The sequence below is a fragment of the Desulfovibrio sp. ZJ200 genome (assembly GCF_011039095.1).
In the GTDB taxonomy this organism is placed as follows: Bacteria; Desulfobacterota; Desulfovibrionia; order Desulfovibrionales; family Desulfovibrionaceae; genus Desulfovibrio.
On sequence record NZ_JAAKEH010000003.1, the window covers coordinates 1 to 20,054 of the forward strand.

General features: G+C 59.3%; 22 protein-coding genes. 12 read left to right on the top strand and 10 right to left on the bottom strand.

Going from position 1 to position 20,054, the window contains the following annotated elements:
• From G7Y52_RS01415 to G7Y52_RS01430, 4 genes are all read left to right on the top strand, one after another.
• A partial coding sequence (locus G7Y52_RS01415; RefSeq protein ID WP_165064950.1) for an IS630 family transposase occupies window positions 1-414 on the top strand: 414 nt, incomplete at its 5' end.
• 124 nt (window positions 415-538) lie between these two features.
• The gene (locus tag G7Y52_RS15175) at window positions 539-991 is read left to right on the top strand and encodes a hypothetical protein (RefSeq protein ID WP_241159551.1); all 453 of its coding nucleotides are present in this window, start codon (window positions 539-541) and stop codon (window positions 989-991) included.
• A gap of 552 nt (window positions 992-1,543) precedes the next feature.
• Window positions 1,544-1,771 (top strand): type II toxin-antitoxin system VapB family antitoxin, encoded by a 228-nt coding sequence (gene vapB / locus G7Y52_RS01425; RefSeq protein WP_165064953.1) that lies wholly within the window; start codon window positions 1,544-1,546, stop codon window positions 1,769-1,771.
• Window positions 1,768-2,175 (top strand): type II toxin-antitoxin system VapC family toxin, encoded by a 408-nt coding sequence (locus G7Y52_RS01430; protein ID WP_241159552.1) that lies wholly within the window; start codon window positions 1,768-1,770, stop codon window positions 2,173-2,175. The genes vapB and G7Y52_RS01430 overlap by 4 nt, the downstream gene beginning before the upstream one ends.
• Window positions 2,176-2,649: 474 nt before the next feature.
• On the opposite strand, the gene G7Y52_RS01435 is transcribed toward G7Y52_RS01430, so the two are convergent.
• Both G7Y52_RS01435 and G7Y52_RS15180 read right to left on the bottom strand, forming a co-directional pair.
• Window positions 2,650-3,717, bottom strand: a complete 1,068-nt coding sequence (locus G7Y52_RS01435) for a hypothetical protein (protein WP_206215160.1) — start codon at window positions 3,715-3,717, stop codon at window positions 2,650-2,652.
• The gene (locus G7Y52_RS15180) at window positions 3,660-4,244 is read right to left on the bottom strand and encodes a hypothetical protein (protein WP_241159553.1); all 585 of its coding nucleotides are present in this window, start codon (window positions 4,242-4,244) and stop codon (window positions 3,660-3,662) included. The genes G7Y52_RS01435 and G7Y52_RS15180 overlap by 58 nt, the downstream gene beginning before the upstream one ends.
• Window positions 4,245-4,645: 401 nt before the next feature.
• Here G7Y52_RS15180 and G7Y52_RS01445 point away from each other — a divergent pair, with 401 nt between their 5' ends.
• Window positions 4,646-4,894, top strand: coding sequence for a hypothetical protein (locus G7Y52_RS01445; RefSeq protein WP_165064956.1), 249 nt, complete (start codon window positions 4,646-4,648; stop codon window positions 4,892-4,894).
• On the opposite strand, the gene G7Y52_RS01450 is transcribed toward G7Y52_RS01445, so the two are convergent.
• Entirely contained in the window at window positions 4,871-5,122 is a 252-nt protein-coding gene (locus G7Y52_RS01450) for a hypothetical protein (RefSeq protein ID WP_165064959.1), read from the bottom strand. The two genes, G7Y52_RS01445 and G7Y52_RS01450, sit on opposite strands and share 24 nt — an antisense overlap.
• A gap of 309 nt (window positions 5,123-5,431) precedes the next feature.
• On the opposite strand from G7Y52_RS01450, the gene G7Y52_RS01455 reads away from it, so the two are divergent.
• On the top strand, window positions 5,432-6,457 hold the full coding sequence (locus G7Y52_RS01455; RefSeq protein ID WP_165064962.1) for an FUSC family protein: 1,026 nt from the start codon (window positions 5,432-5,434) through the stop codon (window positions 6,455-6,457).
• Window positions 6,458-6,584: 127 nt separating this feature from the next.
• Here the strand turns inward: G7Y52_RS01455 and G7Y52_RS01460 are convergent, their stop codons facing one another.
• The 6 genes from G7Y52_RS01460 to G7Y52_RS01490 all read right to left on the bottom strand — a co-directional run bounded on the left by G7Y52_RS01460 (window position 6,585) and on the right by G7Y52_RS01490 (window position 12,473).
• The gene (locus G7Y52_RS01460) at window positions 6,585-6,896 is read right to left on the bottom strand and encodes a hypothetical protein (RefSeq protein WP_206215161.1); all 312 of its coding nucleotides are present in this window, start codon (window positions 6,894-6,896) and stop codon (window positions 6,585-6,587) included.
• Window positions 6,897-7,509: 613 nt separating this feature from the next.
• Window positions 7,510-8,013, bottom strand: a complete 504-nt coding sequence (locus G7Y52_RS01470; protein ID WP_165064967.1) for a rubrerythrin family protein — start codon at window positions 8,011-8,013, stop codon at window positions 7,510-7,512.
• A 189-nt stretch (window positions 8,014-8,202) separates the two neighbouring features.
• Entirely contained in the window at window positions 8,203-8,931 is a 729-nt protein-coding gene (phoU, locus tag G7Y52_RS01475) for a phosphate signaling complex protein PhoU (protein WP_165064970.1), read from the bottom strand.
• Between the two features lie 93 nt (window positions 8,932-9,024).
• Window positions 9,025-9,780 carry a phosphate ABC transporter ATP-binding protein PstB gene (gene pstB / locus G7Y52_RS01480; protein WP_165064973.1) on the bottom strand — a complete coding sequence of 252 codons (756 nt, stop codon included), beginning with the start codon at window positions 9,778-9,780 and terminating at the stop codon, window positions 9,025-9,027.
• Window positions 9,780-11,612 carry an ATP-binding protein gene (locus tag G7Y52_RS01485; protein WP_165064976.1) on the bottom strand — a complete coding sequence of 611 codons (1,833 nt, stop codon included), beginning with the start codon at window positions 11,610-11,612 and terminating at the stop codon, window positions 9,780-9,782. Before G7Y52_RS01485 ends, pstB begins: the two co-directional genes overlap by 1 nt.
• 180 nt (window positions 11,613-11,792) lie before the next feature.
• Entirely contained in the window at window positions 11,793-12,473 is a 681-nt protein-coding gene (locus tag G7Y52_RS01490) for a response regulator (protein ID WP_165064979.1), read from the bottom strand.
• 334 nt (window positions 12,474-12,807) lie between these two features.
• On the opposite strand from G7Y52_RS01490, the gene G7Y52_RS01495 reads away from it, so the two are divergent.
• From G7Y52_RS01495 to pstA, 3 genes are all read left to right on the top strand, one after another.
• The gene (locus tag G7Y52_RS01495; protein ID WP_165064982.1) at window positions 12,808-13,626 is read left to right on the top strand and encodes a phosphate ABC transporter substrate-binding protein; all 819 of its coding nucleotides are present in this window, start codon (window positions 12,808-12,810) and stop codon (window positions 13,624-13,626) included.
• Between the two features lie 346 nt (window positions 13,627-13,972).
• Entirely contained in the window at window positions 13,973-14,866 is an 894-nt protein-coding gene (pstC, locus tag G7Y52_RS01500; protein ID WP_165065223.1) for a phosphate ABC transporter permease subunit PstC, read from the top strand.
• A gap of 392 nt (window positions 14,867-15,258) precedes the next feature.
• On the top strand, window positions 15,259-16,077 hold the full coding sequence (gene pstA, locus G7Y52_RS01505) for a phosphate ABC transporter permease PstA (RefSeq protein ID WP_165065226.1): 819 nt from the start codon (window positions 15,259-15,261) through the stop codon (window positions 16,075-16,077).
• A gap of 39 nt (window positions 16,078-16,116) precedes the next feature.
• Here the strand turns inward: pstA and G7Y52_RS01510 are convergent, their stop codons facing one another.
• On the bottom strand, window positions 16,117-17,247 hold the full coding sequence (locus tag G7Y52_RS01510; protein WP_165064985.1) for a TOBE domain-containing protein: 1,131 nt from the start codon (window positions 17,245-17,247) through the stop codon (window positions 16,117-16,119).
• Between the two features lie 158 nt (window positions 17,248-17,405).
• On the opposite strand from G7Y52_RS01510, the gene modA reads away from it, so the two are divergent.
• From modA to G7Y52_RS01525, 3 genes are all read left to right on the top strand, one after another.
• The gene (gene modA, locus G7Y52_RS01515; protein WP_165064987.1) at window positions 17,406-18,158 is read left to right on the top strand and encodes a molybdate ABC transporter substrate-binding protein; all 753 of its coding nucleotides are present in this window, start codon (window positions 17,406-17,408) and stop codon (window positions 18,156-18,158) included.
• Window positions 18,159-18,333: 175 nt separating this feature from the next.
• A complete protein-coding gene (modB, locus tag G7Y52_RS01520; RefSeq protein WP_165064990.1) occupies window positions 18,334-19,014 on the top strand; it encodes a molybdate ABC transporter permease subunit in 681 nt (226 codons plus the stop codon).
• Window positions 19,011-19,787, top strand: coding sequence for an ATP-binding cassette domain-containing protein (locus tag G7Y52_RS01525; protein ID WP_165064993.1), 777 nt, complete (start codon window positions 19,011-19,013; stop codon window positions 19,785-19,787). Before modB ends, G7Y52_RS01525 begins: the two co-directional genes overlap by 4 nt.
• Window positions 19,788-20,054: the final 267 nt, after the last annotated feature.

Consider the following 20,054-nt stretch of genomic DNA (forward strand, 5'->3'; position numbering starts at 1 on the left):
GGACGTTGGGAAAGGATAAGCATACTTTCAGCAATCCGGGTAACGGGAGAAACTTGCAGTGTTGTTTTTGATGGGGCACTGGATGGAAAAATGTACAATGCCTATATTGAAAAATTCCTTCTTCCAACGCTTAAAGCTAACGATATTGTTATAATGGATAATTTGAATGTCCATAAATCAAAAACAGCCCAAAAGTTGATAACGGAAAAAGGCTGCAAGTATATTTTCCTTCCAGAATACAGCCCGGATTTAAATCCCATTGAAAAGATGTGGAGCAAAGTGAAACAATTACTTCGGGGTATGAAAGCAAAAACATGTGATGAACTGTACAAATCCATTGGAAAAGCATTAAGTTGTATCACACAAAAAGACGCTGAAGGATGGTTTAAATCCTGTGGCTATGTAAAAAGTTAAAAGCAAAATACTCTAATTCAAGTTGTCTGACGCAGCTACTATCCTGCCAAAGGCTTCGCCTCTGGACTCCGGCAGAGCGTTCGGCGCTGCGCTTCTCACGCTCTCAAAAAGGCGGGAAAGGCAGATGGAAAAACGGAAGGCAGCAATCAGATTTCAGAAACGGCGGACGCTCAGGCTCACCGCTGAAGAAGACGCAAGAATCACCCGGCAGGCCACGACCGCCGGAATCTCTGTTTCCGAGTTCATGCGGCGGCTGTTCTTCGGCGGCAGGTCCATCATTGCCGGAACAGACGACCAGACCATCCGGGAACTGCGGCGGCTTTGGGGGCTGCTCAAACATCATCTTGGCTACCGGGTCGATGGAAAAGGGGAGATTGTCCGCAACGCTCTGCCGAAACAGGTCACCCCCTGCCCCAGAGCAGAGGATTTTGAGAACGCCACAGGCGAAAAATCCGCACAGCGGATAGCGCAGGAAAAGGGCCGCGCCGTCATTCAGAGCGCCTCCTGCTGGGAGGAGCTTCATGCCGGACTGGATGAAGTTGGCTTGCGTTTCGTCCGCAAAGGTGCCGGGCGGTGATTTTTGCGGGAGATACGGCGGTCAGGGCGCCCAGCGTGGACAGGAATTTCAGTATGTCCAGGCAGTGTAAAAAACTCGGCGAGTTCAAGCCCGGTTAGTATTCCGAGCGGACATGCAGCAAAGCCGCTCCGGAGACGGTCAGCCATGTATGCCGGGAGGAGTGGCTGGAGTATCAGAAGGAACGGCAGGGACAGGATGAAGAAAAACACCACGCCAGAAAAAGGCGGGAGGAAGAGCGGCACGAACTGGAACAGCGGCAGCGGGAACGCCGGGAAACAGCCATAGCACGCCTTGCTCCGCGCGGACTCTCCATACTGAACATTGCCCGGCCAGGCTTTCGGCGTGGCCAGAGGCATCGACATCGCTTCATTCCAGCCCACTCTGGAGCAGTTTCAGAACTTCAACCATGAGGCCGAGGAAATGAAGAGGGAGCGGATACATCACGAAACACGCGAAAGGCGGGTACGTCCAGTCTTCCGGTTACGATAAGATAAGGACCATTGACGATACGCGAGGAAATATATATATAAAATATATACCAAGGAGACGGGCATGGAAACCGCCAAGATTTTTCAAAACGGTCAAAGCCAGGCAGTTCGACTGCCCCGGCGATTTCGTTTCGCGTGCGACAGGGTGGCTATCAAAAAGGTCGGCAATGCTGTGGTGCTGTTTCCGCCTGATGCGCCCTGGGACACGCTTTTCAACGCATTGGAGCAATTCTCTCCTGATTTTATGGCAGACAGGTGTCAACCGCAGATACAGGAACGTGCCAGTTTATGATAACCGCTTTATTGGACACGAATATCTGCATCTATCTTATCAGGAACAATCCGCCGGAAGTGCGTGAACGCTTTGCCGCATACGCTCCCGGTGAAATCGGTATTGCATCCATCTCCGTGGCTGAGTTGTACTATGGCGTGGAAAAAAGCGCCTCACGGGAGAGAAATGCCAGAGCCCTGGAGGCGTTATTGCTTCCTCTGGAAATTGTACCTTTTGATATGGCGGCGGCCCAAATTTACGGCAATATACGGGCCATACTGGAAAAGAGGGGAACTCCTGTCGGAGGTATGGACATGCTGATAGCCGCAGTGGCACTGGCAAACAATTGTACCCTGATCACCCATAACCTGCGTGAATTTGAACGTATTGACGGCCTCAGATGTGAATCCTGGGCTCAGAGATAAGCATCGATCCGTGTTGGAAAAATACCGGGCGGAGCTTGCCCCTGTCCGCTTTGCGGCAAGCCGGTGCGCCTTGCTCCCATACTGGAGAAGCGCACGGAGATTGTCCTCTGGGGTTATTACATGTTCCGGAAAATGTTTTCCTCAGGATATGTATTCCTGTCAGCCGGACGATGCTCAAGCAGCCAGGCTTGTCAAACGATGGCGGGTTGAAATCGTTCCCGCGATCGGCAAATGGAAAAAGCTTTCGGCCCAGTCGCCGCGCTGTCTTCACTGTGATAAACCTACCCGCTGTTGCCTGTTCCAGCGAAAAACGGACTCTTGTTATGCGTCTGGTCTGTGTGCAACAGGGCTGTCGCCTGCCCGCGCAGCGGCATTTTTCTCCGACAAATGGCAACCGGCGGAGATGGCTGGACAAGTACGGCGCTGGTCGCGGGAACGTCTGCAATTCATGCTTTTGTTTTCAAAAAAGCTGGATCACAGTCTGTATACTGGCATAGTACCGTGCCCCGTCTGCCATGCGCGTGGAAATCCGGTATTACAGCGTTCCTGCGCAAGCATTTTCTCTATGGCGTCTTGCTGATCCTCGCGTAAAATCCCTGTAAATTGTACGGACAGGAATTGTCCCGAAATACGTTCATCCTGGATTTCCGCCTGGATATTATTGGCGCGCAGCAACGACAGCAGAGCGTCAAGACAGCCGCGCGGCAGTCCAATGTGTCGGGGATGATTTTCAGCGCAGCCGATAATCCGGGGTTTGTTCCATACCGGCAGCCGCATGGCCTGTGTCCTGTAAAATTCAGGATTCTGAAAGGCAGCGAGGCGTATCAGTCGATTGGCCAAGGGCTGTGTGAGGATATCCTTGGCAATGAAAATCTGATTGGCAAGAACCAGATGCAATGAGCGCGGTAAGGTTCCGGGCAGCCGGGCGGATTGTGGAGCAGGACGTTGCCACGGACATGGGTCGTTTTTGTCCCCGGTAAAAGCCACATCCAAAGGGTGGCGTCCCCTGCAGGCGTGAAGAATGGCATCCTCCAGCGCCTGCCGTGACAAGGGGTGGATTGAAGCAAGAAAACCCCACTGGTCGGGATATGGCTGGAACTGCTCATCGACAAAAATACTGTGCCCACACCTCCGCGGCTGTTTCTGCAAAGGCAAGGCAGTCAGGTTGCCAAAGCCGCCCTTGGGCAAGGTGTCCTGGTTGGGAAAAAGGTGCTCATAGCTTGCCAGCGAGAGTTGACGGGTATTTTCGCAGGTTCGGCTGAGCAGGGCGGCACCAAGTTGCCGGGCTTCCTTCGCCGGAACAGGTTCGGAAAAAAATATCCAAATATGTGCTCCTTTCCCTGAACGGGAAATTTCCAGAGCAGTGGGAATGTTCGTATCGTGACAGCTTCGCAGGAAGGCTCTGGAATCATTCCGCCAGTCAGCCTCGTCAAAATCAACGGCCAGGAAACGGCAGGAATCATCCTTCCGCAAGGGGTAAATACCTATCGTATGTCTGCCGGACAGATGGTCGTAAAGAACCTGATCCGTGACGGGCAACAAGTTCCGTTCCGGGCAGTCGGCACATCTGACTTTGGGCTTGCCGCATACCCCTCGTTTCCATTCATTACCGCAGACGGGAGAGTATCCTGATGTGCCCTTGCTTGCTGACTCCCAACGCCTTGGATAGACATCCTCCCGACCGGAAAACAGCTGCCAAAACAATGCAATTTTCTCAGCGATACTGAAATTTGACGGAACAGGCTGTTCTTTTTTTGTGGAGGGCACAGTCTGACCAAGAGGGCAGACACCCTTCCAGACGATGCCGCTTCCGGCCCGCGCGGATGGTTCCCAAAGGCGTCCAGCGGCATTTCCGCGCTGTTCACCGCCAGGTCGGGCATGGCGTAGATGGACGTGTCCACGCAGTAGACCGGCTTACCCTGACGCAGGGCGGAAATCCCCATTGTGGAGTTCAGCACCACCACGCCCTGGCTTTTGTCCATCATCTGATGCGCCTTGCCGCCTTCAATGAAGAAAAAGGCAAAAAAATGGATAAGAAAATGGATAATTAACCAGGGATCACCGGGCATGAAAGGTCAGTGTCAGGCTCCTGGATTTTCCTATATATATGAAATTAAAAGAAATATATCGTGATGGCACTCTAGGGATTTATATATGAGTGCCTCTCAAAGTGAATCCTTCCAGTGTGCCAGCTTGACATCATCGGCAAGTTGAGCGCATTTGTCTTGGTAAAAATGGTCATGAGATCAACAGTAACGCTGAGACGTCTGATTCAGCGAAAACCATCGATGAGTCTAATCCTGCTCAGGATTCGAATACTTTCAACTTGGCGGCTGACTTCGGCGGGTAGCCAATCATGTTTCACCTAGAGCGTGTTCACGCTTATCAGAAAAAGTTTTGTTTTTCGGAACACTGCCTCGCAATTCGGCCAGGGAAAGGATTTTCGCTGAACTCATTAAAATAGTTGAGAATGCGCAGGATAGTGCTAACACGTCCTAAGCGTATTCGGGTAACTCATTATACCACACTTTCGGCATTAAAGAAACTAGTTTATGATGAAAGCAAGTTTAGATTATCAGAAGGAAATTTTTTAAATGATCCATCCGAAGGGAGAGAGCTTTTTAATTTTTTAGATCCGACGCATCAGATGTTTTCTGTAGATAAAGATTTAACTTATTTAACTGATTTAAAAGATTTAACTAGAGCAGATTACCTTTGACTTTTTATGAAAGTCAAAGGTGGCATTCAGGCGAAAAACGCGGTTTTCGCCTGAATGTACGCCGCGTTGCGGCGGCTGCCGCTTTCGCGTCAGCAGAGCATTTTCAAAGAGAAAATGCTCTAACTGAACGCTCTGGCAGGGCTTCGCCCTCCAGAGCGTTTCGCTATTTTCATGAGCACAACGCTCTACTACGTTCCTCCGGACGAAAGATGACTTCAGTGCGCGCATTGACGGAGCATTGCGCGCATTGTACGTTTATGTGCAGGGCATTTTTCTTTTGCAATGCGCTGTTTATATGACTGCATTGCAGTCTTCCTGCGTCGAGAGCATACCTGTTGCCCTTGGCCTGTTCCTGCGGCCTGCGCTCCTGCCCGCCCGGATTTACCTGATGCAAACAGGCCCGGCTCGTTTTGTTGCAGTGCTCGCGGCGGCCCGGACTGGGCGCGGGCACGCATTTTTTCTTCTGAACGAAGTATGAAAAGAGGCATCCTTGAACATGACTGTCTTCAAACAAGGCCGCGCGCGGCCGGAGGATATATGACGCATGCGCCCACTGAAAAAAAAACCGCCGAAACCGCGGTCAGAGGCCTTCTGTTTGCCGTGGCCCTGGTGCTGCCCGTGCTGCTGGGCGTGTTTTTTCAGGCTTTTTCCCTTGTTTCCACGGCTTCGTTCGGGGCCATGTTCGCCCTGCTGATCGCGCCCAGGCACGGGATCACGGCCCGCATTGCGGGCATCGGCATCGGCGGCTTGCTGGTGGTTCTGGCCGCCGCGCTGGGCGTAGCCCTGCAAGGGAGGCACAACCTTGTGCTCGTGCTGCTTTTCCTGCTCAGTTGGCTGGCGGCCCTGCCCCGCCCCGATCAGGCCTATCTCGGCCTGATCGTCAAGTATGTGGCCTGCTCCGTGCTTTTGACTTCCTTCGGCATTTCCGCAAGCCTGGTCATGGCCCTGGCCTTTCTTGGCGGCATTGCCCTGGGCATCTGCCTGAGCCTTGTGGGCATGGCCTTTGAAACGGACAGCCCGGAGCCCGAGCCTTTGGACGAATTCAAAGCCTTTATGCACGGGGCCACCAACGGCCGCCTGTTCGGGGTGGCCGTGCCGGTGACGGTGCTGGCCTCCACCCTTGCGGCGCGGTATTTTTCCTTCAGCGATCCGGCCTGGGTCGGCCTGACCGTGCTTTTCGTCATGCACAGCGACGGCGCTACCGAGCTGTTCCGCGTGTGGGCCCGGACCCTGGGCACGCTGGCCGGGGTGCTGGTTTCGGGCGTGATTCTCTACACGGTGGGCAATCCCCTGCTGATTGGCCTGGGCATCGGCCTGTTCGCTTTTGCCATACCCTTTGTCGTCAAAGATCACTACATCCTGTTCAGCTTTGTGATTACCTGCGCGGTGCTCCTGCTCATCGACATTTCCATGTTCCAGAGAGGCGGGGATTTTCCCCTGCTGCGCTGGCGGCTCATCGACACGGTGATCGCCTGCGCCTGGGTCCTGGCTTCCAACCTCACGCTGCGTCTGATCCGTTGGCTGCGGCACCGCAAGGAGCCTGCCCCGGCCCCGAAAGCCTGAACAGTGCATGCCCCATGCTCTGGGCGCGCAGGCAAGCTTTCAGACCCGGCGCGCTGCGGCTGAACGCGTCTGCCTGTGAGGAAGCAGCGATCCCGCCGCCGGACGTAAAAAGGCGGCTTTGCATGGCTTACTGAGGGCTGACCCTAGAACAGATTACCTTTGACTTTTTATGAAAGTCAAAGGTGGCATTCAGGCGAAAAACGCGGTTTTCGCCTGAATGTACGCCGCGTTGCGGCGGCTGCCGCTTTCGCGTCAGCAGAGCATTTTCAAAGTGAAAATGCTCTAGACCCGCCCGCTGCCCTTGCAGACCGGACAAGGCGTGCTGTTGCCGCAATGCGGGCAACTCACGGGCGTCACCCGACCGTTGCCCCGGCAGCGCGGGCACGGCCGATCGCCATACTCCGTGCGCGCGACGCCCTTGCCGTTGCAATCGGGACAAAGCGGCTTGCGCTGGCCGTTCCAACATGCGCCGCAGGAAATTCTGCCGCTGCCGTCACATTTGTTGCACAGTTGCATCTGCTCACTCCGGAATAGGAAAACGAAGAAGGGGCGCACCCGCCGCCTGCGGCCGCGGGCAACAGGGAACAGACCGGGCGCAGTATCCTTATCTACCCATAATGCCAAGTATAACGGATTGTTAGATCCCGGTCAACGCGCGGCCCGCCTGCTCGCCGCGGGCCTGTGCGCGGCGCGGAAAAAACGCAGGCGCTCTGCCGCCAACGGCTGACGCGCGGCGGGCATGGCTTCGCCCCGCCAGAGCGGTTGCCGTTTTCAACAGCAAAACGCTCTAGAAGATTACCTTTGACTTTTTATGAAAGTCAAAGGTGGCATTCAGGCGAAAAACGCGGTTTTCGCCTGAATGTACGCCGCGTTGCGGCGGCTGCCGCTTTCGCGTCAGCAGAGCATTTTCAAAGAGAAAACGCTCTAAACCGCGCAGTGTTTCAAGGGTAAGCTGCTCTCAAGCTCTTGCTCTCGGCAAAAACGGAAGGAACCGCCTTGCGGCGGCTCCTCTACCCATCATACTCCCTATGCGCGTCCAAACGCGGAAGGCTCTAGTTGCAGCCCTCTTCAACCTTGAAGAACGCCGCCGCGCCCGCGCCGCACACCGGGCAGGAATCACACGGGCCTTCATGCGTGTAGCCGCAGATTTTGCAGACATAGTAATCTGTCTTGGACAGGCCCGAAGGATTGGCAATGGCTTTCTTGTACAGATTGGCGTGCACTTCCTCCACTTTGTTGACAAAGTCGAAATACTTGGCAACCGCGGTCTGGCCTTCGGCCTGGGCGTCCTTGATCATTTCAGGATACATCTTGGTGAATTCGTAGGTTTCCCCTTCCAGGGCAGCCTGAAGATTGGCGGCCGTGTCGCCGATCTTGCCCGCGTTTTTGAGGTGGGCATGGGCATGGATGGTCTCAGCGGCGGCAGCCGCGCGAAAAAGTTTGGCCACCTGGGGCAGGCCTTCCTTTTCGGCCACCTGGGCGAAAGCGAGGTATTTGCGGTTGGCCTGGGATTCGCCGGCAAAGGCGGCCATGAGGTTTTCCTGGGTTTTGCTCATTACATTCTCCTTCTCGTATGATTGTTTGCATGTCATTTATTAAGAACAATTCCTGTTTATAGAAAGCTACGGGCCTTGTAAAGAGTTTTTCGACGATTTTTTTATGTGCGCAGAGAAGGAGCCCGCTGCTCTCGGCTTATATCCTTCAAGATGCGCATCCATCGAGATCCCGAAGCCGCGAAAAACCCTTTACTCCCGACCGTCCCCTTTCCCCGGCGCGAACTGCGCGGCCTGCGGCCCGTCGCTCATTTCGCCGTGATGCTTGAGGGTCAGCCCCTGATTGATGAAATACACATGCTCGGCAATATTGATGGAGCGCCGCCAGATTCGCGTCAGCGAACGGGTGACCAGAATGATGTGCATGGCCAGATGCGGCTCCAGATCCGCCTTTGTCCCGGAAAGCCCTTCCATGATGCGCTGGATGATCCGCACTTCGCACTGCACAGCCTCGTCTTCTCCCAGACTCATGGCCAGAGCGGCTTCGGCGTCATTGGCGCGAAAAATAGCCATGGCCTGCTCAAAGGCCTGACGGGCTTTGTCGAACATCTCGCGCACATGGGGTATGACCCCGTAGCCGGGCATATCCTGCATCAGAATAGCCTGCTCGGCCATGCTCACGGCTTCGTCGCCAATGCGCTCCAGATCCACCACCATGCGCAGGGAGCTGACCACAAAACGCAGATCGCCTGCAACGGGCTGGGTGCGCGCCAGCAGTCGCAAGGTCATGGCGTCGATCTCGTTTTCCAGCTCATCGATGGCCGCGTCGCTTTCAATGACTGCGGCCGCACGGCCCGGGTCGTTGGCGGCCAGGGCCTTGCCCGCCTCTTCCAGGGCAATGCCCACGCTGGCGCACATAACCAGAAGCCGGGTGCGCAAGGTCACAAGCATTTGCTGCAACTGATTTTCCTGCCGGTTCATGGGGCTTTCTCCTGGATAAAGATGCATTCTCAATCGAAAGGCCGCGCGCCTCGCCGAAACAGCGGCGGAAGGAACACGCGCTCAAGACAACCGTTAACCGAATCTGCCGGTAATGTAATCTTCGGTCTGCTTTTTGCCGGGCCGGGTGAATATCACGTCCGTGGCGTCGTGCTCTATGAGCCGCCCCATGTAGAAAAAGGCCGTGTAGTCCGAGACGCGCGCGGCCTGCTGCATGTTATGGGTAACAATGATAATGGTCAACGAGGCCTTGAGCTCGTGAATGCTCTCTTCGATTTTCTGCGTGGCTATGGGGTCCAGGGCGCTGGCGGGCTCGTCCATCAGCAGCACTTCCGGCTCCACGGCCAGGGTGCGCGCAATGCACAAGCGTTGCTGCTGCCCGCCGGAAAGCCCCAGGGCCGAGGCGTTGAGCCGATCCTTGACCTCATCGAAAAGAGCGGCCCGGCGCAGTGAAGCCTCCACTTTCCCGGCGATCAGCGATTCATCCCTCACGCCGTTGACGCGCAAGCCATAGGCCACGTTTTCATAAATGCTCTTGGGAAAGGGATTGGGCTTTTGAAAGACCATGCCCACCCGCTGACGCAGGGATACCACATCGGTTTTGGGGCTGTTGACGTTTTCGCCGTCCAGCAGAATTTCCCCTTCCACGCGCGCGCCCGGCACCAGATCGTTCATCCGGTTCAGGCAGCGCAAAAAGGTGGACTTGCCGCAGCCGGAAGGGCCGATCAAGGCCGTGGCCTTTTGCGGCGCAAAACTCAGACTCACATCGTGCAAGGCCTTGTTCTGACCATAAAAGACACTGACGTTTTGGGCCAGCAGATTTTTCTTCATTACGTTGCCGCTCCATCGGGATTTTTTTCGTCGTGATCCACTTCTGCCGGTGCAAGGGAGAAAACAATGGCCGTGCTGCCGTCCTGCGCCGGGCTCTCGGCGCGTATCCGGCCGTTGTGCCGTTCCACGATATGTTTGCAGATAGCCAGCCCCAGGCCGGTGGAAGCCTGGCCGCGGTGCCGCTCCACCTGGTAAAAACGCTCGAAGACCCGCTCAAGATCTTCAGCAGGGATGCCCGGCCCGTGATCCGTAACGCGAAAGACCACTTCCGCCTGCTCCCCGCTCCCGCTCCTGCGCGCGCCAATCCGCACGGCACTGCCTTCCGGCGCGTAACGGCAGGCGTTTTCGAGCAGATTGCGAAAAACCTGCGTCAGATGCGGCAGGCTGGCCATGACGCGGCAATCCGAAGGTATATCTTCTTCCAGCCGCAGGTCGCGCCTTTCCAGGGCTTCCCGGCACATGCCGCGGGCCTGGGCCACGGCTTCGCGCGGGTCTGTGGGCGCGAGCTCAAGGCTGCCGTTTTTGCCCTCCAGGCGGGCCAGAGAGAGCAAATCTTCAACCATGCGCGTGAGACAGGCTCCGTTCTTGAGAATGATTTCGCCGAAACGGCGGCACTCTGGCGAGGCGTCCAGGCTGATCAAGGTTTCGGCATAGCCCTGGATGGCCGTGAGCGGGGTGCGCAGCTCATGCGAGACATTGGCCGCAAAATCCCGGCGCACGCGCTCCAGCCGCACCAGTTCCGTGATGTCGTGAAACACGGCCACGGCTCCCAGATGTCTGTCCGGCCCGGCAGGCCGCGAAAGGCAGACGGACATGACCTGCCCGGAGGGCAGATCCAGATGCAAATGCCGCTGCACCTTTTCGCTCTGGTCGCAAGGTTTGCCGTGGGCGTCGGCGCACTCGCCTTCCGGCGCGGCCAGCATGTCGTCCACAGCCTCTTGCAGGGCGGGCGAGGGAATGACCTCCACCACCTGAGCGCCCCGCGCAGCGGCCGCTTCCGGAAAATTGCGCGCCAGGGCCCGGTTGCAGCGGCGGATGCGGCCGCGCGGGCCGAGCACCAGTACGCCGTCGCTCATGGTGTCCAGAATACTTTCCAGCTGGGCAGTCTGATCCGCGGCGGCGCGCATGTGTTGCTCGATATTTTCGGCCATGCGGTTGACCGCCTCGGCCAGAGGCGCAAACTCGCTGCCCGGTATGCGCCGCAGACGGCGCTGGAAGTTGCCCAGAGAAATGCCCTCCACCACGGCAATCATCCGGTTCAGGGAACGGCGCAGCGCGCCGGAGAGCAGGACGGCCAGCAAAAGGGAAAGCGCGGCCGTGAACAGGCCGATCTGGCTGAACACGCTCAGCCGGCTTTCAATCAGTCGCCGCAAGTTTTCCAGGGGGACGGAGAGGCGCAGCAGACGGCCATCCTCCAGGCGGGTGGCAGCGTACGCCAGATCCAGATCAAGGGTCCCGCTGGGCCGGATCGCAAAGCCCTGCCCTGTGGCCAGAGCCTGCTGAATTTCAGGGCGATCCGCATGATTGTCCAGGCGAGTCACGGGCTGGGCCTCGCTGGCCGTGTCGCCCAGCACAGTGCCCCGGGCATCCAGAAGGGACAGGCGCTCATCCGGCATATCCAGAATGCGCGCCAGTTCCGGCAGGTTGGCCGCTTGCGGGCCCAGCTTGTCCAGGATGACCCCGGCCAGGCGCGTTTCGTAGACCAGGCGCTCCCGCGCGGCCTGCAACTGGCTGCGCTCAAGCCAGGCCTTGCCGTAAATAACGGCAATGCCGATGGAGAGCAGGGACACAAGCAGAACACTGAAAAAAATACGGGTGCGAAAGGAAAACATGGCTTCCCCGGTTTGCTGCTGCAGGAACGCGCAACGCTTCGCGATGCGCCGACAAGTCTACCTGCTGTAAATACTGACTGCGTTCTACGTTACTGTTTTTTTGGATGCGTCCGCACTGGCCGCCCGGCAAAGGAAGCAATGCAGAGGCGGCCCTATAGCTAATTTTATGAGCAAAACGCTCTAGGCCTTGATCCGGTACCCCACGCCGCGCACTGTCTCCAGCGTGGCCGCGGCCGTGCCCAGCTTGGAGCGCAGGCGGCGCACATGCGTATCCACCGTGCGGGCGTAGCCTTCAAAAGAATAGCCCCAGACATTGTTCAGCAACTGCTCGCGGGTGCGCACCGAGCCCGCATGGCGCAAGAGATCCTCCAGCAGCCGAAACTCGGTGGCCGTGAGGGCCAGTTCCGCGCCGTCCACGGTCGCCGCGTGCGCCTCGGGCCTGAGCACAATGCCGTGGCGCGCAAGCCTGCCGCTGTCCGCGGCGCGATGGCCCCGGCGCAGGACGGCCTTGATCCGCAGCATCAGCTCCCGCACGCTGAAGGGTTTGACCACATAGTCGTCGGCCCCCAGCGTCAGGCCCACAACGCGATCCACTTCCTCGCCGCGCGCCGTGAGCATCAGTATGGGGATATCTGCCGTTTCCGCCTGGGCGCTGAGCTGACGGCAGACTTCAAAGCCGTCCAGGCCGGGCAGCATCACGTCCAGAAGGATCAGAGACGGCAGCTTCTGCCGGGCCAGAGCAAGGCCGCCGGGCCCGTCTTCAGCCTCCAGCACGCCGAAGCCCTCGCGCTCCAGATTGAAACGCAAAAGCTCGCGGATGTCGGCCTCATCTTCCACCACAAGAACGGATTGTGCGCTCATACATTTCTTCCCTTGTCACGCCGGGCAGTAAAACAGGCTTTTGCGGCAAACCGATGGTCACAATGTTACAATTTCGCGACAGGCCCGGACTGGCGCAAAACCCGGCTCCGCCGCCCTTGGGGAGTATTTCGCCAGGCTTCACGCACTCTTCGCCTTTTCGTCGCCAATCTGTAACAAAGCCCGGTCAAAAGGGGAATGCGCGGAAGGGATTCCCCCTGCCGCAAGTCCGGAGCAGAGTACTTTTGAAAAGCCGCACGGGGCACGCTCCGCGTTTGCACGGCTGCCCGTCAGAGCATTTTTCAAGTATCCATGCTCTAAAATAAGGAGATTCACCATGGCTTTCGGCAAATTGCTGGCAACGGCCCTGACCGTCCTGGGGCTCAGCGCCCCGGCCCTGGCGGCGCAGGATATTGTGATCAACGGCTCCACCACGGTGCTGCCCGTGGTGCAGAAAGCCGGGGAAGCCTTCATGGCCTCGCATCCCGGCGTGAACTTGAGCATTTCCGGCGGCGGTTCGGGCAACGGGATCAAGGCGCTGATCGACAAACAATGCAACGTGGCCATGAGCTCGCGCGACATTAAAGAAAAGGAAGTTGCCGCGGCCGCGAAAAACAGCGTCAAGCCCGTGCGCACGGCCATTGCCGTGGACGCCATCGTGCCGGTGGTGCATCCCGCCAACCCGGTCAGCGAAATCAGCACCAGCCAGCTCAGGGACATTTTTGCCGGGAAAATCACCAACTGGAAGGAGCTGGGCGGCCAGGACGCCAGAATCGTGCCCATCTCGCGTGACACCTCCTCCGGCACCTTTGAATCCTGGGAAGAGCTGGTCATGAACAAGCAGCGCGTCACCCCGGCGGCCCTGATGCAGGCCTCCAACGGCGCTGTGGTCCAGGCCGTGACCAACAATAAAAACGCCGTGGGCTACATCGGCCTGGGCTATCTGGGCAAATCCACCAAGGCCCTGAAGGTGGACGGCGTGGAAGCCAGCGCCGAAACCGCGCTTTCCAAGCAGTGGCCCATAGCGCGCGAGCTGTACATCTTCACGGACGGCGAGCCTGCCGGCGACGTGAAAAAGCTGGTGGACTATCTGCTGGACCCCGGCAAGGGCCAGAAGAATGTCAGGGAAGTGGGCTACGTGCCCATCTCCCGCTAGGGCTGACCATCGGAAACGGTTGGAGCGCGGGCCGGATATGCGGACGGCTGCCTGTGCCGTGGCGGCAAGACATGCCGCCGACACAGGGGGCAAGGGCGCCCGGTCCGCTGTCGGCAACGGCCCACGCCCAGATTGACGCGGTCGCCGCGCCGGTGAACATGCCCGTCGCGCGTCAGCCGTAAGGCGGCACAGCCGCCAACGGCTGGCGACAGCAGAGACAGACGCAGGCGAAATGTACTTTCGCCGCCAAGCGCCGGAGCAAAAGCAAGCTGCTCCAGGGCATGGTTCACCGGCCAGGCGGCAGGCCAGGCACAAAGAAAATACGTTTCTCAAGGGGGTCATGCCCATGCGCTCAGGATCGGATCTCAGGGAAAAAATCATCCGCTACGCGCTGACCGGCGTGGCCGGCAGCTCCCTCCTGGCTTTGGCGGGCATTGTGATCTTTCTGTTCATGGAAGGCCTGCCGCTTTTCGCGCACTATTCCGTGTTTGATTTTCTTTTCGGGCGGCTCTGGTATCCCACTGAAGATCCGGGCCTGTTCGGCATCTTTCCGCTGCTTCTGGCCTCACTGGCGGTGACCGCGCTCTCCTCCCTGCTGGCCGTGCCCATGGGCGTGCTTACGGCAGTGTACCTTACGGAAATCGCGCACCCGACAACGCGGCGGTTCATCAAACCCTTTGTGGAGCTGCTGGCGGCCCTGCCCTCTGTGGTGCTGGGCTTTCTGGGCATGGTGATCCTGGCTCCCTGGATTCAGGATGTCTTCAATGCCCCCACGGGCCTGAATCTGCTCAACGCCTCGCTGGTGCTGGCCCTGATGAGCGTGCCCACCATTTGCTCCATCTCGGAAGACGCGCTGTACAGCGTGCCGCGCGAACTGCGCGAAGCATCCCTGGCTTTGGGCGCAACCCGCTGGCAGACGACCCTGCGCGTGGTGATCCCGGCGGCGCTTTCCGGCATCGGCACAGCCGTGATGCTCGGCATGTCCAGGGCCATCGGGGAAACCATGGTTGTGCTGATGGCGGCCGGGGGCGCGGCGCTGATTCCCGCGTCCCTGCTGGACCCGGTGCGGCCCATGCCCGCGTCCATTGCCGCTGAAATGGCCGAAGCGCCCTTTCGCAGCGATCATTATCACGCGCTGTTCGCCATCGGCATTGTGCTTTTCTTTCTGACCCTGGCATTTAACCTGCTGGCCGGGCATATTGCCGAAAAGCACCGCCAGGCAGGCTCCTCCAGCCTTTAGAGCGTTTTGCTAATGAAATTAGCTAAACGATCTGGCAGGGCGAAGCCATGCCCGCCCGCAAGCGTCAGCCGTTGGCGGCTGTGCCGCCTTACGGATGACGACAGCAGAGATAGAGCGGTTTGCTGTTGAAAACGGCAACCGCTCTGGCGGCCGCGGGAGCGGACGCCCGCGCCGAATGAGCCTGAAAACCACGCTTTTCAGGCGAAATGATGGCAGCGCCGCTTTTGAAATTGAATAATTTCAAAAGCAAAATGCTCTAGGCGCAGGCGTAATTTACTTTCGCCGTTACGCGCCGGAGCGAGCGTTTCAAAAGCAATAAGATCCAGACCTCAAGGGAGCCGCACATGCATGTTTTAACATCGTCCAAAGGCCGTGGCGTGCAACAGGCAGTCATGTTCGTCGCGCTGCGTGTGATCGCGGCCTGCAACGTGCTGGCCCTGCTGGGCGTCTGCGCCTTTCTGCTGCACAACGGCCTTCCGGCCCTGAGTTGGGAATTGCTTACCGAGCCGCCGCGCAAAATGATGACCGAGGGCGGCATCTGGCCCTGCATTGTGGGCACGGCCATCTTGTCGCTGGGGTCTCTGGCCCTGGCCTTTCCTCTGGGCGTGGCTTCGGCCGTCTACCTGCACGAGTATGCCGGGCGCAATGGCTTTGCCCGCTTCATCCGGCTGGGCGTGAACAATCTGGCCGGCGTGCCGTCCGTGGTTTTCGGTCTGTTCGGCCTGTCTTTCTTTGTCACTTTCTGCGGCTTCGGGGTCAGCATCCTTTCCGGCGTGCTGACCCTGGCCGTGCTGACCCTGCCGGTGATCATCGGCACAGCCGAGGAAGCCCTGCGCTCCGTGCCCGATACCTACCGGGAGGCTTCCCTGGCACTGGGGGCCACCAAATCCCAGACCATCGCCCGCGTGGTTCTGCCCTGCGCCCTGCCCGGCATGCTTACCGGGGCCATTTTGGGCGTGGCCCGCGCCGCGGGCGAAACAGCGGCCATCATGTTTACCGCGGCGGTCTTCTACACGCCCAAGAACCCGGACTCTCTTTTCAGCGCGGTCATGGCCCTGCCCTATCACATGTATGTGCTGGCCACGGCAGGCACGGAAATAGAAGCGACCCGGCCGTTGCAATACAGTACGGGCCTTGTGCTGGTCATGCTGGTACTGGGCATGAACCTGGCCGCCGTGATCCTCCGGGATCGCCTGCAACGGCGGCGGTAGGCATGTTGCCTGCCGGATGCCTTGAGGCGGCGGCCCAACTCACTCCAGGCTGAGAATGACCGAAAAAGCCTTGAACGCGACTTGTACCCTGTCTCCGGCGCGCAGGCGCACGCCGCTGCCCGGCTGCGCGCTTTGCAGGGCGCAGACCTGGCTGCCCTCGGGCAGGGCGGCCAGAATCTCCGCCACCATCCCGTCTTCGCGCACCCGCTCCACCAGAGCGGGAAAACTGTTTTCCGCAGCGGCGACGCACCCGCCGCCCCGGCGCTCGGGCGTGGGCGGAGCCTGTTGAACCATAACCCAGGGGGCCTTGACGCTGGCGTTGACCAGCTTGCCGTCGCAGAGCGCGAGGCTGCGGCAGCTTTCATCCGTGATCAGAGCCGTGATGCGCAAGCCCCCGGCCGTGCTCAGCACCACTTCGACCAGCAGGCCGGAACGGCGCAGAGAAACAATGCGCCCCTGAAAGACGTTTCTGGCGCTGGTTTTCATGGGCCGCTCCCTTTGCAGTTGTTCGCGCAAAAGACGTTGCGCCTCGCGCGGATCGCAGCGCACGATGCCGCCCTGGGCAGGTCCTGTTCCGCGCCCCAGAAACATGTCCACCACCGGCAGCGGCAGGCCCTGACGCGCCAGCTCCAGAGCCCTGCTGTGGCGCAGCGCCCGCGCGCTGAGCAGGCCCCTGGGCAGTCCGCAGGCTTCGCCGCACTGTTGCAGGCAGCGGCGCACATAGCTGGCGTCACAGCGCATCAGTTCCCGGTCGGCGGGAAACAGGGCCGGATCTTCCAGTATCCGGCGCAAACGGCGGCTTACAGCCAGGGGCAGCGGCACTTCGCGCTGGAATTGGCCGCCCAGGCGCAGCAGGCCGTTTTCCAGATCCAGATCACGCATGCGCAGGGCGAAAATCTCCACCAGGCGCAGGGCCCCATAGCGCAAAAGCATGAAAATCAGCCAGATGCGCAAACGTGGCCGCTTTTCGCGCGGGCCGCGCGCCGCCACTGCCCGCTCCCACAGCCACGTCTCCACGGCCAGCAATTCCTGCGGGCTGAGCCGTCCGTTGTCCTGCATCAGGGCCGCCGAATCGCGGCGCAAAAGGCGCTGGCGCAACCAGGCCCGATCCGCCGGGGAGAGCGTGCGCAGCAGCGCGGCCAGTTGTTCACGGGTGTCGCTTTTCTCCATGCTTTTTCCGCCGGTTTGCCCTCATCATACAGGCAGTGCCCCTGTTTTGTACAGTCTGCACGCTTTCAGCGCAAAACGTGAGCAGCTTGCGCGCTGTCCGGACTGGGATAGGATGCCGTGACATGGCCGCCCCAACTGCACGCAAGGAGAAAAAGATCATGAAAACCCCGCTCGTTACCCGGATTGCCCTGGCCCTGGCCTGTACGGCTCTGCTGGCCCTTCCGGCCAAAGCCTCGGAAATGACCATTTCCGGCGCCGCCAGTCTGACCAACGCCTTTACTGAGCTCAAAGGGCTGTTTGAAAAAGAGCATCCCGGCCTGACGGCGCATGTCAACTTCGCGGCCTCCAATCCCCTGCTCAAACAGATCCGGGAAGGCGCGCCGGTGGACGTTTTTGCCTCCGCGGATCAAGCCACCATGGATCAAGCCGTGGCCTCCAGGGTGGTGGACCCTGCAACACGCAGGGATTTCGCGCGCAACGAGCTGGTGCTGATCGTGCCCGCAGGCGGCAAAAAGCCTGCGGATCTGGCTGAGCTCAAAACGTTCAGGCGCATTGCCGCAGGCAATCCCGGCTCCGTGCCTGCCGGGCGCTACACCCGCGAGGCCCTGACCACGGCCGGGCTGTGGGATGTGTTGCAGCCGCAACTGATCCAGGGCGCCAGCGTGCGCCAGGTGCTGGACTATGTGGCGCGCGGCGAAGTGGACGCGGGCTTTGTCTACGCCACGGACGCCAGGCAGCAGGCAGGCAAGGTGGATGTGGTCATGACGGTTCCGGGGCACAGGCCCGTGCTCTATCCTGTGGCCGTGGCCCTGACCGGCAAAAATCCCCAAATGGGCCGCGCTTTTCTGGACTTCCTGCTTTCGCCGCAAGGCCAGGCCATCCTTGCCAGATACGGTTTCTCCAAACCCTAGAATATATTGCTTTTGAAACGCTCGCTCCGGCGCTTCACGGCGCAAGTAAATTGCGCTTGCGCCTACGCGGCGGGCATGGCTTCGCCCTGCCAGAGCATTTAGCTAATTTCATTAGCAAAATGCTCTAGAGCAAAACTCCTCGCTTTGCTTTTTCAGCGGAGAAGGCTACCGGCGTATGAACTTTGATCAGCTTGACATTCTCAGGCCGCTGGAGCTTTCCCTCAGGGTGGCGGGCCTGGCGACCCTCTTTTCCTTTGTGACGGGCACGCTCACGGCCTGGCTTCTGGCCCGCAAAAAGGGAAGCATGCCCGCGCTGGTGGACGCTGTTTGCACCCTGCCGCTGGTGCTGCCGCCCACGGTTCTGGGCTATTACCTGATTCTGCTGGTGGGGCGGCGCGGGCTTTTGGGGCAGTGGCTGGCGGATCTGGGCATCAACCTGATTTTTTCCTGGCAGGGGGCCGTGGTGGCGGCCACGGTGGTGGTCTTTCCGCTGATCTACAAATCCGCGCGCGCCGCTCTGGAACAGGTGGACCCGCATCTGGAGGACGCGGCCCGCACCCTGGGCGCCTCGGAATGGCGCGTTTTTGTGAGCGTTTCCCTGCCGCTGGCCTGGAAAGGCATTTTCGCCGGGCTGATGCTGGCTTTTGCGCGCGGCATGGGCGAATTCGGCGCCACGCTGATGATTGCGGGCAACATCCCCGGCAAGACCCAGACCCTGGCCCTGGCCATCTACGACGCCTTTCAGGCGGGCAATGATCTGCAGGCCGCCTGGCTGGTGATCATCACCTCCCTGGTCTGCGTCATTCTGCTGATGGCCGCGGAACTCTTGCTGAAACTGAAAAGGCGGCCCTGGTGATCGCGCTGCGTCTGCACAAGAAATTCAGGAATACGGCCCTGCCCTTCTGCCTGGACGTGGAATACGAGATCGGCGGGCGCGGCGAAACCGCGGTCCTGTTCGGGCCGTCCGGCTCGGGCAAGAGCCTGACCATGCAGTGCCTGGCCGGGCTGATGCGGCCCGACGCGGGATACATCCGGCTGAACGGCCGGACCCTGTATGACGGCGCCACAAAGGTTTTTGTTCCGGCCCGGCGGCGGCGCATCGGCTATATGTTTCAGGAGTATGCCCTCTTTCCGCACTTGAGCGTGCTGCAGAATGTGGCCTATGCGCGCACCGGCTGCTGGCCCTGGCGGATTTGCGCCCGGGAGCGCCACAAGGCGCAGGCCATGCTGGATCGCTTCGGCATCGGGCATCTGGCCCGGCATCTGCCGGCGCAGCTTTCCGGCGGGCAGCGCCAGCGCGTGGCTCTGGCCCGCGCGCTCAACGCCGACCCCCAACTCCTCTTGCTGGACGAGCCTTTTTCCGCCCTGGACCCGCTGCTGCGCCACCGTCTGCGGCAGGAACTTCTGGAACTGCTCCGGGCTCTGACCATCCCGACGGTGATCATTACCCACGATCCCGCGGATGTGGACGCCTTTGCGGGCGTGCTGATTCTCTATGAGCAGGGCCGGGCCGCAGTGATCCGGGATTACCCCGGCCTGCGGGCCGGCTTTGCCACGACCGGGCACTGCCTCTTGCATCTGCAGGAGCATTGCCCGCCGGAGCGCACAGATCCGGCCCGGCCCGCATGAGCTGAACCGGTTCGGGGGGGCAGCCCCGGCGCTGCGACTCCGTCGGAGCTGCCCACCTGGCAAGCGAGACCTGTTCAAAGGAAGAAGCAGGCCATCTGTCCGGCAAGCAGTACAGATCGGACAGACACTGTATGAAAAACAAGACATTTTTACGATCTGCCCGGCTCCGCTTGACAGCGATTTTCAAAAAGAAGTATAAAATTCAATAGGATATGAAGCATTTTGCGTCGGCATATACTTTGCAAAATAGTCTAGTAATTTTCCCAT